This is a genomic window from Candidatus Binataceae bacterium (genome assembly GCA_035294265.1).
GTDB lineage: Bacteria > Desulfobacterota > Binatia > Binatales > Binataceae > DATGLK01.
Genome location: DATGLK010000047.1, coordinates 23,223 through 38,121 on the forward strand (window position 1 = coordinate 23,223; position 14,899 = coordinate 38,121).

At 61.5% G+C, this 14,899-nt stretch carries 15 protein-coding genes; 6 read left to right on the forward strand and 9 right to left on the reverse strand.

Annotated features, from left to right (window positions below):
• The first annotated feature begins 7 nt into the window (after window positions 1–7).
• Entirely contained in the window at window positions 8–1,270 is a 1,263-nt protein-coding gene (lpxC, locus tag VKV28_08585) for a UDP-3-O-acyl-N-acetylglucosamine deacetylase (GenBank protein HLH76845.1), read from the forward strand.
• Between the two features lie 30 nt (window positions 1,271–1,300).
• Window positions 1,301–2,035 (forward strand): SDR family oxidoreductase, encoded by a 735-nt coding sequence (locus tag VKV28_08590; protein HLH76846.1) that lies wholly within the window; start codon window positions 1,301–1,303, stop codon window positions 2,033–2,035.
• Here the strand turns inward: VKV28_08590 and VKV28_08595 are convergent.
• The 7 genes from VKV28_08595 to VKV28_08625 all read right to left on the reverse strand — a co-directional run bounded on the left by VKV28_08595 (window position 2,032) and on the right by VKV28_08625 (window position 6,820).
• Complete coding sequence (locus tag VKV28_08595; GenBank protein ID HLH76847.1) at window positions 2,032–2,829, reverse strand: NRDE family protein; 798 nt, start codon at window positions 2,827–2,829, stop codon at window positions 2,032–2,034. The genes VKV28_08590 and VKV28_08595 overlap by 4 nt on opposite strands.
• A gap of 120 nt (window positions 2,830–2,949) precedes the next feature.
• A complete protein-coding gene (locus VKV28_08600) occupies window positions 2,950–4,365 on the reverse strand; it encodes a hypothetical protein (GenBank protein ID HLH76848.1) in 1,416 nt (471 codons plus the stop codon).
• 231 nt (window positions 4,366–4,596) lie between these two features.
• A complete protein-coding gene (locus VKV28_08605) occupies window positions 4,597–4,824 on the reverse strand; it encodes a zinc ribbon domain-containing protein (protein ID HLH76849.1) in 228 nt (75 codons plus the stop codon).
• Window positions 4,825–4,828: 4 nt separating this feature from the next.
• Window positions 4,829–5,266, reverse strand: coding sequence for a methylmalonyl-CoA epimerase (mce, locus tag VKV28_08610; GenBank protein ID HLH76850.1), 438 nt, complete (start codon window positions 5,264–5,266; stop codon window positions 4,829–4,831).
• Window positions 5,263–6,021 carry an HAD-IA family hydrolase gene (locus VKV28_08615; protein ID HLH76851.1) on the reverse strand — a complete coding sequence of 253 codons (759 nt, stop codon included), beginning with the start codon at window positions 6,019–6,021 and terminating at the stop codon, window positions 5,263–5,265. The genes mce and VKV28_08615 overlap by 4 nt, the downstream gene beginning before the upstream one ends.
• Window positions 6,022–6,027: 6 nt before the next feature.
• Window positions 6,028–6,153, reverse strand: coding sequence for a hypothetical protein (locus VKV28_08620; GenBank protein ID HLH76852.1), 126 nt, complete (start codon window positions 6,151–6,153; stop codon window positions 6,028–6,030).
• 10 nt (window positions 6,154–6,163) lie between these two features.
• Window positions 6,164–6,820, reverse strand: coding sequence for a metallophosphoesterase (locus VKV28_08625; protein HLH76853.1), 657 nt, complete (start codon window positions 6,818–6,820; stop codon window positions 6,164–6,166).
• A 74-nt stretch (window positions 6,821–6,894) separates the two neighbouring features.
• Here VKV28_08625 and VKV28_08630 point away from each other — a divergent pair, with 74 nt between their 5' ends.
• The 3 genes from VKV28_08630 (at window position 6,895) to VKV28_08640 (ending at window position 11,921) form a co-directional block, all read left to right on the forward strand.
• Window positions 6,895–7,659: an RNA methyltransferase gene (locus VKV28_08630; GenBank protein ID HLH76854.1), complete on the forward strand. Its 765-nt coding sequence runs from the start codon at window positions 6,895–6,897 to the stop codon at window positions 7,657–7,659.
• A 25-nt stretch (window positions 7,660–7,684) separates the two neighbouring features.
• Entirely contained in the window at window positions 7,685–7,906 is a 222-nt protein-coding gene (locus VKV28_08635; protein HLH76855.1) for a hypothetical protein, read from the forward strand.
• Between the two features lie 472 nt (window positions 7,907–8,378).
• Window positions 8,379–11,921: a hypothetical protein gene (locus tag VKV28_08640; protein ID HLH76856.1), complete on the forward strand. Its 3,543-nt coding sequence runs from the start codon at window positions 8,379–8,381 to the stop codon at window positions 11,919–11,921.
• On the opposite strand, the gene VKV28_08645 is transcribed toward VKV28_08640, so the two are convergent.
• Together VKV28_08645 and VKV28_08650 are read right to left on the reverse strand one after the other, a co-directional pair.
• A complete protein-coding gene (locus tag VKV28_08645; GenBank protein ID HLH76857.1) occupies window positions 11,819–12,475 on the reverse strand; it encodes a MarR family transcriptional regulator in 657 nt (218 codons plus the stop codon). The genes VKV28_08640 and VKV28_08645 overlap by 103 nt on opposite strands.
• 3 nt (window positions 12,476–12,478) lie before the next feature.
• Window positions 12,479–13,531 (reverse strand): LLM class flavin-dependent oxidoreductase, encoded by a 1,053-nt coding sequence (locus VKV28_08650; GenBank protein HLH76858.1) that lies wholly within the window; start codon window positions 13,529–13,531, stop codon window positions 12,479–12,481.
• A gap of 425 nt (window positions 13,532–13,956) precedes the next feature.
• Here VKV28_08650 and VKV28_08655 point away from each other — a divergent pair, with 425 nt between their 5' ends.
• Complete coding sequence (locus tag VKV28_08655; protein HLH76859.1) at window positions 13,957–14,898, forward strand: UDP-glucuronic acid decarboxylase family protein; 942 nt, start codon at window positions 13,957–13,959, stop codon at window positions 14,896–14,898.
• The last annotated feature ends 1 nt before the right edge of the window (window position 14,899 follow it).

Sequence of the window (14,899 nt, forward strand, 5' to 3'; positions counted from 1 at the left end):
GCCTAACGTGGAAACTGTTTTGGTGGTGGACGACGAAGAGCGAATCCGCTCTTCGCTGCGCGGCATTCTGTCCGACGAAGGCTTCCGGGTGCTGGATACCGGCAGCGCGCTGGCCGTGATGGACATCGTCGCGCGCGAGCATCCCCGGCTAATCCTGCTGGACATCTGGATGCCCGATCTGGACGGAATCGAGTTGCTGCGCCGAATCAAGGCGTGCGCGCCGGCCACCGACGTGATCATGATTTCAGGCCACGGCAACATTACCAGCGCCGTGGCCGCCACCAAGCTGGGAGCGGCGGATTTTATCGAAAAGCCATTTTCCTTGAGCGGCTTGCTGGCCTCGGTTGGGCGGGTCCTGGGCGGCGAAGGAGCGCCGCTTCCCAGCGAGGGAGAGGGGGCAGTCTTAACTCGGCCGGCGCGCATGGGGCGGCTGGCGCGGGGCGCGATTGCGCAGCGCACGGTGGCCAGTTCGATGGTGGTCGGCGGACAGGGCTTGCACAGCGGGCTTAAGACCGGCGTCATTCTTTATCCAGCCGAGCCCAATAGCGGTATCGCCTTTACCTCGCTCTCGGGCGACGTCACCATTCCAGCCCGCCTGGAGCACGTCAGCGACACCGGCTACAACACCACCCTGTCGCGCGGTGATTTCGTGGTTCGCACCATCGAGCATCTGATGTCGGCTCTGCACGGGCTGGGGATCACCAATCTACTGGTCAAGGCCCAGGGCGAAGTCCCTGCTCTGGATGGGTCGGCGCAGGAATTTTGCCGCTTGTTGGGCGAAGCTGGCATCAAGGAACAGGCCGCCGCGGTCGAGCCTATCGCGGTCAAACGGCCGATTACGGTGGGGCGCGAGGGGGTGGGCCAAGAATATATCCGGCTGGAGCCCGCCGACCATCTGATCGTCGATTACACCCTGGTCTATCCAGCGCCGGTGGGTACGCAACACGCGCACTTCGAACTGCACGAGCCTCAGGATTACCTACGCGAGGTTGCGCCCGCGCGGACCTTCGGCTTTGTGGCCGAGATGCGCAAGCTGTCGGCGATGGGACTAGCTAACGGCGGGCGACTGGATAACGTGATCCTGGTTGATGACGAACGGGTGGTAAATACTGAGCTGCGTTTTCCCGATGAATTCGCCCGCCACAAGGTACTCGATCTTATTGGTGATCTCTATCTTCTGGGGCGGCCGATCCTCGGTCACGTAATCGCCAGCAAGACCGGCCATTCAGATAATCTCGCCCTGCTGCGCCGTCTGCAGGAAACGCTCTGAGGAAAACGCGTGTAGGCGCGACCGGTGGCTATGGATCTCAAGGGCAAAGTCGCGCTGGTTACCGGCGGCGGGCGCCGCCTGGGCAAGGAGATCGCGTTGGCGCTGGCCGCGCGCGGTGCCCAATTGGCCGTACATTACAATCACTCGGCGGCACAGGCAGAAGCCACGGTGGCGACCATCAATGGCGCGGGTGGGCGGGCGCTGGCGCTGCACGCCGACCTGGAGCGGGTCGCGGAGATCCGAGCGATGGTCGCGCGGATCGACGCCGAGTTGGGCGGCCTCGACCTGCTGATCAATTCGGCTTCGGTCTTCAGCCGCAAGCCGATGAACGAGATCAGCGAGCGCGATTGGGATAGCAACTTCAACGTCAACCTAAAGGCGCCCTTTTTCATCGCTCAGTTTGCCGCTCCGCTGATGCGCCGGGCGGGCGCGGGCAAAATCGTCAATCTGGGCGATTTGGCCGCAGTTCGCCCCTTTACCGACTATTTTGCCTACAGTGTGTCCAAGAGCGGGCTGGTCGGTTTGACTCGTGCCCTGGCCAAGGCGTTGGCGCCTCAGGTTCAGGTCAATTGCCTCGCCTTGGGCCCGGTCTTGCCGCCCGAAGATTATCCACCGCCAGTCCTGACTCGCTTGGCCGCGGGCACCTTGGTAAAGCGGCTGGGCACACCCCAGGACGTGGTCAACGGCGTGCTGTTATTTTGCGAGGGCAGCGACTTTGTTACCGGTGCCACCCTGACCGTGGACGGTGGCATGCTGTTGGCCTAAGCGGCCTCGGAGGAAGCAAGCGCCGGTAGTTCATGGATTAAGACGCGAGTGTGGACGTTCACGCAGGGGGGGCCGGGGGCAAAATAATGCTCGCTGGCGCCTGACGCACCGATCGAGATGATGCTGGAGGAGCGGGTACCGTATTTATCACCGTGAAGGCACAGCGCGTTGGGTCGATTGGAGCGCGGATCGAGCTGGGTGGAATGATCGGCTAGCAAAGTGGCCAAGCGCGCGCGCAATTCGGCGCCGCGATCGCCCAGGGCGGGCTCCTGGCATAGCGCACGAAAGCGCTCAAAGGCGGCGCTTATCCGTGGACATTCGAAGTCATCCACGTCCAGGTTGGTCAGCAGATGCATCCCCGGCGCAAGCCGCGTCGCCCGTATCCGCCCGCCGCGATTATCGGCTACCACCGCGACGCGCGGCGAGGCCACTAGCAGGTTGAAGGGATTGTAGGCGTTCGGATCCTGGCGCGTAACATAGGCGATGGCCTGTTCCACGTCGGCATGGTGCAGCGCCTGCAAGCAGAGTTGGCCGCGCGAGCGCAGGCTTGGATCGGCGGCAGTAGAAGAGCGCCGATTGAGCAGACCTGCCACCATCCCGAACTGATTTATCGCCAGCCATGTTCCGCCGGCCTTTAAATCCTTACCGCCGGCGATGACCGGCGCCTGGTTGAGAACGGTGGGCGCCAGCGCGGGGCGGTCCAGAAACTCGTCGCGATTGGCGGCTACTACCACCGGGCGGGTCGGAAAAACCTGAAAATAAATCGCCAGGGTGCACATTTCCGTGGATTTCACCCTGACAGCGCCGATGCCCTGGCGCAAGCTAGACTAATCGCCGTTGCCATTTGTCCCCGTTCGCGCGGTAATGCCGTGACCTCGGTCAGGCGCGCACGGAGCCCTCTCCGCGTCGGCAAGCTAACGCGAGTGGGGCCTATGACCACCGGGATTGCCCTGATGATTGTCCCGCTGGTGGCCACGCGCGGGAGCGCCTCGAAACTGACGGTCAAAGTTGGCTACCTGCGCTGCGTGCTGGCGCTCCAGATTGTGAACCTGCGCGACATGCTGACGCTGCAAAGCTTCGCGCTCGGCCTGGTTTCGTCGCATCGCCTGTTCTTGACGCTGCATTTGCTGGCGCTCGGCGTTCTGCATCCGGGCCTGGTATTGATGCTGCAAACCGGCAACCTGGTGTTCGTGTTGGTACTCGGTGCTAAGTGCAGCCGCGCCGCGGATCGCGCCGCGCGCGTGCCGTTCCTCCAAGGACTTCATCTCGCCCGCTCGCTGATTCTGTAGGCGAGCAATCTGGACCTGTCCCTGGCGCTCAAGCAATCGTTGCTGGTTGGCGCCCGCCAGCTCGCTGAGGTTGACCTGTGCCGTTCCTAACCGCGAGAGCATCGTCTGACGCTGGGCGTGGATTTGTTCCAGCGAGCGTGCCATGGCCTGGCGCCATTCGGGATGATGCTGGGCGGCCCAAGCTGGATCTCGCTGCGCCCACCAATTGATATCGCGCCAGACGTGATTGCGGTCGAAATCCCCCTGCCACTCGGGATGGTGAGCCGCGGCCCACTGCGGATCGTGCGCGAACCACCAGCTATCGGAACGCCAGATGCGATCGCGGTCGAAGTCGCCCCACCATTCAGGATGGTTGGCCTGGACCCAATCGGGATGGAAGCGCCACCACCATGCGGCGGGATGCCAGATGTGGTCGTCGTCGAAGTCACCCCACCAATCAGGATGGTTCTGCCACACCCAATCAGGGTGGTACTGCCACCACCAGCCCGCTGGATACCACACTCCGCCGGAGGGATAGCCCCACCAGTCGGGATGGTTAGCGAGCATCGCGGCGCGCTGAAATAGCCACCACCAACCCGCCGGGTACCACGTCCCTTGGTACGGTGCGCACCACCATCCGGGATGGTTCAGACGCACCCAGTCGGGTTGATACTGCCACCACCAAGTTGCCGGATACCACGCGTGGTTGTAAAAATCACCCCACCACTCGGGATGATGCAGGCGAGCCCAATCGGGCTGATTGTCCCACCACCAGGTGGCGGGATGCCACAGGTGGTCGTCGTCAAAATCGCCCCACCATTCCGGATGGTGAGCGCGGACCCAGGCGGGCCGATGCTGCCACCACCAACCAGCATCGCGCCAGACTTGATGCTCGTCGGCTGCACCCCAAACCGGGGCAGGGGGCAGCGGACTGGGCCAGGGCCGAAATTGCGCCGCCGCCGGCGTCGCGATGGCCAGGAGCAGGAGGCCAAGGGCGATCGAACGGCGGGCCGATTTTGTCCAGCAGTTGGTGTCCTCACTCGCCGGGCTCGTAAATCTCACGGGCAGGAAGCTCCTTTTGCCGAGCCTTTTATAAGAAAAGCTGGCGGGGGTGTGGGCTTTCAGCATGTCTTGCTGTTCCGTTGCGGGCCAGAATGCGCGAGAAGGAAATTGCTCACACGGGATTTGGACGGCTTGTCGCAGCGCTTCGTTTACCACGTGAGGTTAAAGTCCGGGCGCAGGGCGCCACCCAGCGCGCCGCAATTTCGTAGTGGGAGTCGCGCGGGCGGTGACTTAATGGCCGCAGCCGCAGGCGCCCCCGCAGCATCCGCCGCCGCCCACTGGGCCGCTGCCCTCATAGCTGCCGCTGCTGCTCTGTTCGGCATGCGAAGCGAAGGAGGACAACTCGCGCGTCAGTTGCTCGCTGCCGCAATCGGGACAGGCCGCCGCCGGGGCGCTGGCCATTACGAAAATTTCGAATTCGTGCTCACAATCGCGGCACCGGTACTCGTAGATTGGCATAATCTCACTCCTCCACGTATTCGATTAGCACGCCATGAGTGGCGCTGGGATGTAGGAAACAGATCCGGCCGGCCAACCCCTGGCGCGGACTCGAATCAAGCAAGGGTAGTTCAAGTTTGCGCGCTCGCGCCATCGCGCCCTCGATGTCTCCGGTCTCAAAGCATATATGATGCAACCCACCGCCGCGGGCAAGAAAGCGAGCCACTGCGCCCGAGTTCGAGCGTGGCTGAAGCAGCTCTATCCGACTGCTTCCCAGGCGCAACAGTGCCGCCCTGACGTCCTGCTCCTCAAGGACCGCTTCGCGCATCAGCTCCAGCCCTAGCGCGTCGCGCCAGAAGCGATAGGCCTGCTCCAGATCGGCGACGGCCAAGCCTACGTGATGGATACGCTTAATGGCGGCGGGATCGGAATCCGCCGTCGTGAGGCGCGATTGGCCCTTCATGATGCGGTCTGCCCTCCGAAGCGAATTTCGCGGTCGCGCCGGCGCACATATTCCGCCACTTCCGGCAACGCCCGGACCTGAATGTCGGGTCGATATCGACTCAGTCGTGCGGCGCTGTGGCCCGCGTCCGGCGCGAACAAGATTGCTTCTAGCCCGGCGGCCTTGGCGCCCACGATATCCAGCGCCGACGAATCACCAACGTGCATGGCCTGGTCTGGGGCGGCCTGATGGAGCGCCAGCGCGGCCCGAAATATCTCGGGGTCGGGCTTGGCCGCGCCGGTGGCTGACGAGATGGTCATGGAGTGAAAATACTCGGCCAAGCCAAGTCCCTCCAGGATCGTATACAGACGCGAATCGAAGTTTGACACCACGCCCAATTCCAAACCTTGCTCGCGCAAGGCGCGCAAAGTTTCGAACGCGCCTGGGTGAACCATCCAGTTGCGATAATCAGCGAAGTAGGCGAAGAGGCACGCAAAGTAGGCTTCAAAATTACTAAATTGACCTAGGCCGGCGAAAGTCTCGCTCACCCGCTCGTGCCACCATTGACGCTCCAGCTCGCGTAGCCGAGCGGGCGAATGGTGGGGACCGAAGCTCAGGGGTGGCGCCTGGGCGAAGACCTTGCGGAAAGCCGCGCTGACCTCGCGCCCACTGGCTTGGACGCCGAACTCGCGCGCGATCGCGGCGTAACTTTCGCCCACCGCCCGGCGAGCGTCGAACAGAGTCCCAGCGGCGTCGAAGAAAACCACCTTGAGCATCTTCAGTTACTTTCCCTCGGTGCGGCGCAGGATGAAGCGGCGGGTCAGCGGCCACAGACTGCGTATGATGAACCAGCGCCCATGCCGGATCTTGCCCGCGTAAACCTGGATCGATTGCTGCGCCAGCGACACCGCCGGCACCTTAAAGGAACTCCAGGCGGGCGTCCAGCCGGCCGTCGGCAGCTTCCACCACGATATATCCGCCACCCTTGAAAGGGCCGGCGTTGAGCACCTTGGTGGCGCCGATGTAATCCACTCCGGCCGATTCGTGGATATGGCCGGAGATGCAAACTTCGGGCTGAAACTCCTCGATAAAGTGGCGCGCGGCGCTGCTACCGACCGGGGTGCCGTTGCTCAACCGATCGCACTTGGTTGCGTAGGGCGGGGTGTGGCAAACCATCAAAGCGGGCCGATAATTCCGCAGCTCCTTCCAGCCGCGCATCAAGGTGTCGTAAATTTCCTCCTCGCTCAGCTCGGTAGGGGTGTGAAAAGGGGTAAGGTTGGAGCCGCCACAACCGAAGATCCCCACCCCGTCAATTATTTGTCCATGCCCATGCAGCGCCACCCCCTGCTGCTCGAGATAAGAGATGACCTCGGGCCGATCCAGGTTGCCGGGCAGGGCGAGCAAGTGCGGACAGGCGCGGCGGGCAACCTGCAATACGCTGGCGGCTTCCGTGGGACCGCCGAAATTGGTCAGATCGCCGGAGATTACGATCAGCTCGGTGTCGGCCATCTGGGCATCCATCCGAGCCAGGTTGCGGGTCGCCATGTGGATATCGCCGAAGGAGATTATTTTCATCGCGCCTGTGCTTCTCGCTCCCTGCAAGGACGGGTCGCTCTCAACCCGCCTGCGATGGATATATAATAGCTGCAATGGCCCAAGCAGAGCAGATGGCCTTTGTCCTGGTGCGGACCAAAAGCGCCGGCAATATCGGCGCCGCTGCCCGGGCGCTCAAGAACATGGGGTTTGCCGATCTGCGCTTAGTGGCCCCGGCGGCCGGCGAGGACCGGGTGGCCTCCGAGATGGCGGTTCACGGCCGCGATATTCTACAGCGCGCGCGGCGCTACCCGGATCTGGCGGCGGCGCTAGAAGACCGCACTCTGGCGCTGGGCACGACCTGCCGTTTCGGAGGTGACCGCGCCCCGGCCCAGCCGCTGCGCCAAGTCGCGGCCGAGTTAAGCGTGCTTGCCGAGCGGGTCGCGGTCGTATTCGGTCCCGAGGATCATGGCCTAAGCAATTACGAACTTAGCTTTTGCCAGCGCTTGATCGTGATTCCAACTGCGCCCGAATATCCCTCGCTCAATTTGGCGCAGGCCGTGATGGTCACCGCCTGGGAGCTGTTCATGGCGCGCCGCGACACGGACCCACCACAGGCGCGATCCGCGAGGTTGGCGCCCTGGCCCGACAGCGCCGCGATGCTGGCGCGGCTGGAGCGGGCGCTGATCGCGATCGGCTTCCTGCCCGCTGACCATCCCGAGCACATCATGGCCAGTTTGCGCGCGCTGTTCGGGCGCGCCGGGCTGAGTTCGCGCGAGGTCGATATCCTGTCGGGGATAGCTCGTCAAATTAATTGGTTTGCGCAGGGCGGCCGCGAGACGATCGAGCGCAAGCAGCGCACTGGCCGCGCTATTCGCTAAGCGCGGTTGGGATTCGAGGCGAGCGATGGGCAAGCTAATCGATTTGGCGGAAGTTCGCCGTGCCCGCCGGCGCCACGCCGCAGAGCAAAAGCGGCAGGCTCTGACGCGCGCGGTCGAGCTTATTGAGATCAATCTAGAGCTTGCTCAAGTCCAAATGGCGCAGGCTCGCGGCCCCCGGCGACTCGAATTGATCGGTCGTGCTCAAAAGTTGAAGGAAGTCCTCGCTTACGCCCGCGGCATGCTCTAATAAAAACCCCCTGCCTATTCTTTCTCTAAGAGTTCGCTGATCAGGGAAGCGTGGTTGGCCAAGCAGGCTGGGCGGTCACCTGAGCATTTGGAACTTCGCGAACGGTTCCCTCGACATTTGATTCGTACCGCGGGATGTCTCCCGAATATATCGGTTCCTGCTACATGCGTCGGATTTTGCAGAACGGATCGCCTAACGTGCGCCGAGAAGCGATAACTGACGAGGGTCATCCTTATCCTTATCACTCACGTCGCTTGGCGTGTGGTTGCGATCCTCGCTTCCACTGCTGCGAGTTTGGGTTAATCACTGACAAACCAGCTTGTCGTTGGGGGCTGACTCGCAACCGGCGCCTGGAGGCTCATGAGCGTCACTAAAGGCCCACCAGAAGATAAATTTTTTACTTTCCTGAATGCGCCAAACCCATACCTGTAGCTGAGTTAAGCCGCGCGTTCGCACGGCGGCGTTATTCGGCGTGACCAGCTCCGGGAAGAAACTGCTGCGGGAATACGCGCTGGTGACGTTGACGGCCCTAGCCTTTGCTGCATTCTTTAGCCACGAACTTTTGGGCCGTCTGTTCATACCGGGCGCCGCTTTCGATTGGGACTTCTTTCTTGAGCTGCATTGGGTGCCCTACTACGAGGTACTTCATTTTCATCAATTCCCGCTGTGGAACCCGTACAAATGCGGCGGTATGCCGATGCTGGGCAACCCGCAGTCGGGCTTTCTGACTCCCTTCTTCCTGCTTCAGCTACTAGTCGGGCCGGTCGCCGGTTTGCACCTGGAAATTCCACTGCACATCGCCGTGGCCTGGGTGGGCGGCTATTTCCTGGCTCGCACCTTGGGCCTAGGCTGGTTGGCGGCGATTACGCTTGGCTCGGCTTTCCCTGCCAGTTCATGGCTCTATCTCCATTTGTCTGAAGGGCATGTCGTCTTTTTGCCTGCCGCCTATTTTCCCTGGGTGATGGCCTGTGCTTGGCGCTCCGCGCGCACCGATCGGCTGACTCCGGCGATGGTCGCCGGAGCGCTGTGTGCCTTGATTCTGGGCGAAGGGGGCATCTATTCGCTCAGCCAGGCGGGCGTGATGGTAGGAGTGATGCTGCTTGCGATGGCACTGGTGGAGCGGCGGCTGATACCGCTGCTCTCACTGCTCGCGATCGGGTTGTTTACAACCGGGTTTGCCTCGATCAAGTTACTGCCTGCCGCGCACACCATGCTCGGCCATCCGCGCCCTTGGGAGTCCTATGACGTCAACCACATACGGACTCTGCTAACCGCGCTCTTTTCCCGCAATCAGGATAATTACCGGCCATGGGCCGCACCCTGGGGCTTTCACGAATACGGTGCCTATGTGAGCGTATTTCCGTTCCTGGCGCTGGCCAGTGTGGCGGCTTGGCGCCAGCGCGGAGTAAAGATCTGGTGGTTTGTCGCGCTAATCGTATTCCTTCTGATGCTGGGCGATTTCGTCCCATACTCGCCCTGGAGTCTGCTTCATCGCTTGCCGATTTACTCTTCCGAGCGCGTCCCCTCGCGCTTCGCGATGCCGTTCACGCTGGCGATCGCCGCGCTGGCTGCCTACGGCGTGGAGTGGCTCGCACGTTGGCGCGCCGGTCGCCTGTTGTCCGCCTGTCTCATCGTCGTTGGAATCGTCGACGCCTGGGTGGTGGCGTCACCCGATCTGGCTCATATCTTCGACGCTCAAGACCCACCGATTAAGGCCTCCCCAATCTTTCGCCAATATCAGGCCTCGACTTACAGCATGTTCCCGATTGGCCGTGCCAACCTGGGTGCGGTGAGCTGCTACGAATACACTTGGTTCACCACTCAAGCACTGGGTTTCAACCAACAAAACTATCGCGGCGAACAGTACCTGCTGGGCCCCGGGCAGGTGCGATTGCTGCGTTGGAGTCCCAACGTGCTCAGCTATCAGGTCAACGCGCTGGGCCACGCCATCCTGGTGATCAACCAAAACTATGACGGCGGCTGGCGGCTATGGCAGGGGCAGGGGAGGTTGCGCAGTTTGCAAGGCTTGTTGGCGATCGAAATGACCCGTGGCCGCCATACCATCGTGTTGCGCTACCTTGGCTCCGACTTCCTGCTCGGAAGTGCGATTACCCTCCTGACCGTTGTACTGGCCTGGGCGCTGTGGAGGGTGGAAGACCCAGCGTTACCAGTGCGCGAGCACGGACCGTCCGAACCGCTCGACAATGCCAATGCTTTACTCGCTGACCTGCGCGCGGTGTTTGCTTATTGCGGCACTCTTGTCGATCGCGCAGTGGCTTGGAGCTCACCGCTGCGTAGCCGTTATCCTCGCGGCTGGGAAATTCTGTCGGTTGGCGCCGGCAGTCTCTTGTTCGCCGCCTTTTATTGCCATCCGTTGTGGGGGCGGCTCAATCAGGTGAGTTTGACCCTGGATTGGGACCGTTTTCTTGAGCAGCATTGGGCTATCTATCAGGCGCTGGCCAAATACCATCAGTTTCCTTTTTGGACGCCCTACAAATGCGGTGGGATGCCGCTTTTAGGCAATCCAGAGTCGACCTTCCTGACCCCTTTTATCGTCCTCGATCTGCTTTTCGGTCCGGTTGCGGGCGCCTACCTGGCGATTCCACTGCATCTGGCCATTGCGATGGCGGGCGCCTACGTGCTGGCTCGGGTTTATGGACTGGGGGTATGGGGTGGTACTAGCGCCGCTCTGGCGTACGCCGGTAGCTCATGGTTCGCGCTTCACTTGGCGGCCGGCCATGTGGTCTTTCTGCCCTTCGCCTATCTGCCCTGGGTGCTGGCGGTTTTGTGGTTTGCCTGCGCGCAGGAACGCCCTGCCGGAGCCATCGCGGGCGCTTTGCTGCTGGCGTTGATGCTCGGCGAAGGCGGGGTTCACCCGCTCACGTTTACGGTGGTAACCGCGGGCCTGATGACGTCGGCCGCCGTGTTGACCATGCGCAGCGTGAAACCGCTGGGATTTTTTTGCTTGATGCTGCTGTTTGCTTGCCTGTTTGCCGCCCCCAAACTGCTGCCCGCCATCGATCTGATGGTGCGCCATCCCCGTCCGCCGATCGGAAGCGAGGTCTATTCTCCTTATCTGCTCCTGAGCGCAATGTTTTCTCGCAACCAGGATTTATATCGCCCGGCGCCAGGCTGGGGCTTTCACGAGTATGGCGCTTATGTCGGCCTGCCCGCGCTGATCCTGTTTATCGTCGGCGTTGTCGGCGCCTGGCGGCGCAGCGTCGCGTGGTTGGCGATAACAATCGTTTTGTTCAGTCTGGCGATGGGGGCCTTCGGCCGCTGGGCGCCATGGGTGCTTATCCACTACTTGCCGGCACTGTCTTCCGAAATGGTGGCGCCACGTTTTTTAATTCCGCTCACCCTGGCGCTCGGGATGGTAGTCGGATGCGGCGCGCAGCGGTTGGTGAGCGGCAGCGCGCGCGGGCTGCTGCCGCTGCTGCTGATTGTGATGACGGTGGACGACTGCCATGTCAGCAGCGTCAACTTCTTTCACATTTTTGATCGTTCGGCCCCTGCCCCGGCGGCCGCGATCGGCGCGCAATTCCGCCAAGCTTTGGCGCCATCCTCCCAACTGATGCTGCCGTTTAATTGGGCCAATCTGGGCGTGGCCAATTGCTACGAATACACGGTATTCCCTTCGCACGTTACCGCTTATAACCAGGTCGGATACGACGGCGAATACCAATTGACCGGCCGCGGTGGTAGCTTGCGCCTGCTGCGCTGGTCGCCTGATGCCTTGACTTTTGTCGTCAACCCCACCGGCTCCGAACGGCTGCTCATCAACCAAAACTACTACCCGGGATGGCGTCTTGCGCGTGGTCGCGGTGAAATCGTGGAAGTCGGTGGTCTGCTCGGAGTGCAGCTTCAACCCGGCGGGCAAACCGTGGAACTGGTCTATCGCAGTCCGGGATTCTACCTCGGTCTGCTGATAGAGTTGGTAGGCATGGTGACCGCCGTCGGCCTGCTGCTGGAATGGCCGCGTGCCCGCGCCAGGCAGGATTTAGATTCTGAGTAGGAGTTCAACCCGGCTTGCTGAGCACGGCGGCGCCGCGGGCGGCTGAGGGCGCCATTTTCGGCCGCTAATTCGTCACGATGGCGCGATAGTTCGCCCGAGCTGCCCGCGCAGGCCGGCAGACGCTCCAGGGAACGGCTGATGTTGACCACGCGCCCCAACATCTCAAGGAACAGCTCGCATTCCGAGGGAGACAGCGCGGCCAGCAGACGCTGTTGAATTCGAGGGGTCTGCTGGCGCAGCTTGCGCAGCATTGCGGCTCCGGCGGGAGTTAGGCTCAGCAGGCGAGTACGGCGGTCGCGAAGGCCGATGGTGCGGCGCACCAAACGCTTGCTCTCCAAGCGGTCGATAAGCCCGCCAATAGTGGAACGATCGTAGGCGATAAGTTCGGATAGGGTGCCCTGTTCCAGGCCCGGAAACTCGGCGATCGCCAGCAGCGCGGCATATTGGGGCGAGGTGATATCAAAGCGCGCTACCACCTCGCCGAAGATCGTGTCGTGAGCCTGATGGGCACGGCGAATCAGATGGCCGGCCGAGCGATACAGGGCCTCGATCATCGCTTAAGCCAGCGCTGGAATCACGTCCTTGGCGAAGAGCTCCAATGAGCGCATCGCGTCGGCGGCGGGCAGGGTGTGAAAGTTGATTTGCAGCGAAGCGTGTTCGAAGCCCCCAACATTTTCATTGAACCGCGCGATGGTATCGCGGACCTCCGCTGGCGAGCCTATGAAAAGGTTGCCAGATTCCACCATCGATTCGAAACTCTGGGTACGCATGCGCTGCGATTTTTCGCCGTAGCCGCGATAATCCTTGGAGCTGAAGCCCTCGCTCCATTTGCGGGTGGCGTCGTAGATACCCTCGAAGTAGGCCTCGACGTGGGGCTTAGCGATCTGGCGGGCACGCGCGCCGTCGCGGTCGACGAACATGTGAAAGGCCAGCATCACTTCGCCGTTGCCGGCATGGCCTGCCTCGCGCCAGGCTTGGCGGTAGATGCCGATCAGCTCGCGCATCGTTTGCCCCGCGGCCGGATTTGACATCAGCGAATAGCCCATCTTTCCGGCCCATTGAAAGGATTCCGGGGTGGTGGTGGCGGCGACGAAAAACTTGGGGCGCGGACGTTGGGTGGGGCGAGGCAGCACGGTCACGTTGTCGAAGCTATAAAAACGGCCGTGATGGGTGACGTTCTCCTCGCGCAGCAGCAAATCCACCTGTTCCATCCCTTCGCGAAAGCGAGCGATGGAATCGTCGGGAGAGATGCCGAAGGCGGTGAATTCGTGCGGCAGGAAGGCGCGGGCGAAACCCACCTCCAGACGCCCGCCCGAGATCCCATCCAGCATCGCAATTTCGCCCGCCATTTTGAGCGGGTGATTCCAGGCCGGAATGATCGCCCCGGTAATCAGGCGTGCCTGTTTGGTGCGCTGCGAAGCGGCGGCCAGAAAGACGACAGGATTGGGGCTGTAACCGCCATAGAAATGCAGATGATGTTCCACCGTGCGCACGTGGGTGTAACCCAGCGGTTCGGCGGCTTCCACGATAGCCAGCGACTCGCGAAAATAATCGGCCGCCGATTTCTCTTGCGGCTTGACGTCGGGGAAAAACTGCACGCCGAATTTCATCTTATCCTCCTGCGCTTCCGAACAATGCTCAGCCTACGGATCTTCAGCATACTGCCAATATTTGGGTGGTGGCGCAAAGCTCTCCATAGCCTGCTATCTTCTTCTTCGGGTGAGGGAGAAGAACATTGAGGGAGCAAGCCATGATTTGGGCCGTGGCTTCAAGCAGCGCGTGACTTCGGCATTTCGTCGCCACGCGCCCCTAACATCTGTGTGCCCGTCTTCTTGAAAACTGGTTGTTGCTGCTCTGCCTATCATAACCGGGCCGGCGGCAAGAGAGTGCAAGGATGGCTTTGGCCAGTTGCTCCAGAGCTGGGCAACGCGATAACTTGCCGCTGCCGCCAGCCATATCTTATACTTCGCCGCAGTTGAGGTCGGAGCGCCCTTCAAGCTCTAACAATTCAGGGCTACGAAAACGGGGAAAGATCGTGCGGATTTTGGTAACAGGGGGTGCGGGTTTCATCGGCTCCCATCTATGCGAGCGCTTACTGGAGATGGGCAACGAGGTTATCTGCCTGGACAATTTTTACAGCGGTAGCCGGGCTAACCTTGCCCGTCTGCACGATAATTCTAGGTTTGAGTTGATCCGCCACGACGTGGTCGAGCCGATTCTGCTGGAAGTCGATCGCATCTTTCACCTGGCCTGCCCAGCCTCGCCGGTGCATTATCAGTACAACCCGGTCAAGACGACCAAGACCAACGTCATGGGGACGATCAATATGCTGGGGCTGGCTAAGCGGGTCAAAGCACGTATCCTGCTGGCCTCCACCAGCGAAGTGTATGGCGATCCAGAGGTCCATCCGCAACGCGAGGACTATTGGGGTCACGTCAATCCGATCGGAGTGCGCTCGTGCTACGACGAGGGTAAGCGTGTGGCCGAGTGTCTGATGATGGATTACCATCGGCAAAACCAGGTCGACGTTCGCATCGTGCGGATTTTCAACACTTATGGGCCCCGGATGGCGATAGATGACGGGCGGGTGATCTCCAATTTCTGCATTGCCGCCTTACGTGGGCGCGACTTGGTGGTTTACGGCGATGGTCGCCAGACCCGTTCCTTCGCTTACGTCGATGATTTGATCGAGGGTCTGGTTCGCATGATGGACTGTGAAAGCACGATCGGTCCCGTCAATCTGGGCAACCCCAACGAATTCACGATGTTGGAATTGGCGGCGTTGACCATCGAGTTGGCACGCAGCTCCTCGCGGGTGCAATTTCAGCCGCCGCGGCCCGACGACCCTAGCCGCCGCCAGCCCGATATTAGCTTGGCCCGCCACCATTTGGGATGGGAACCGACAATTGCGCTGCGCGAGGGATTGAGCCGCACGGTCGAGCATTTTCGCGACCAATTGCGGCTGCTCGCGGCTTGAG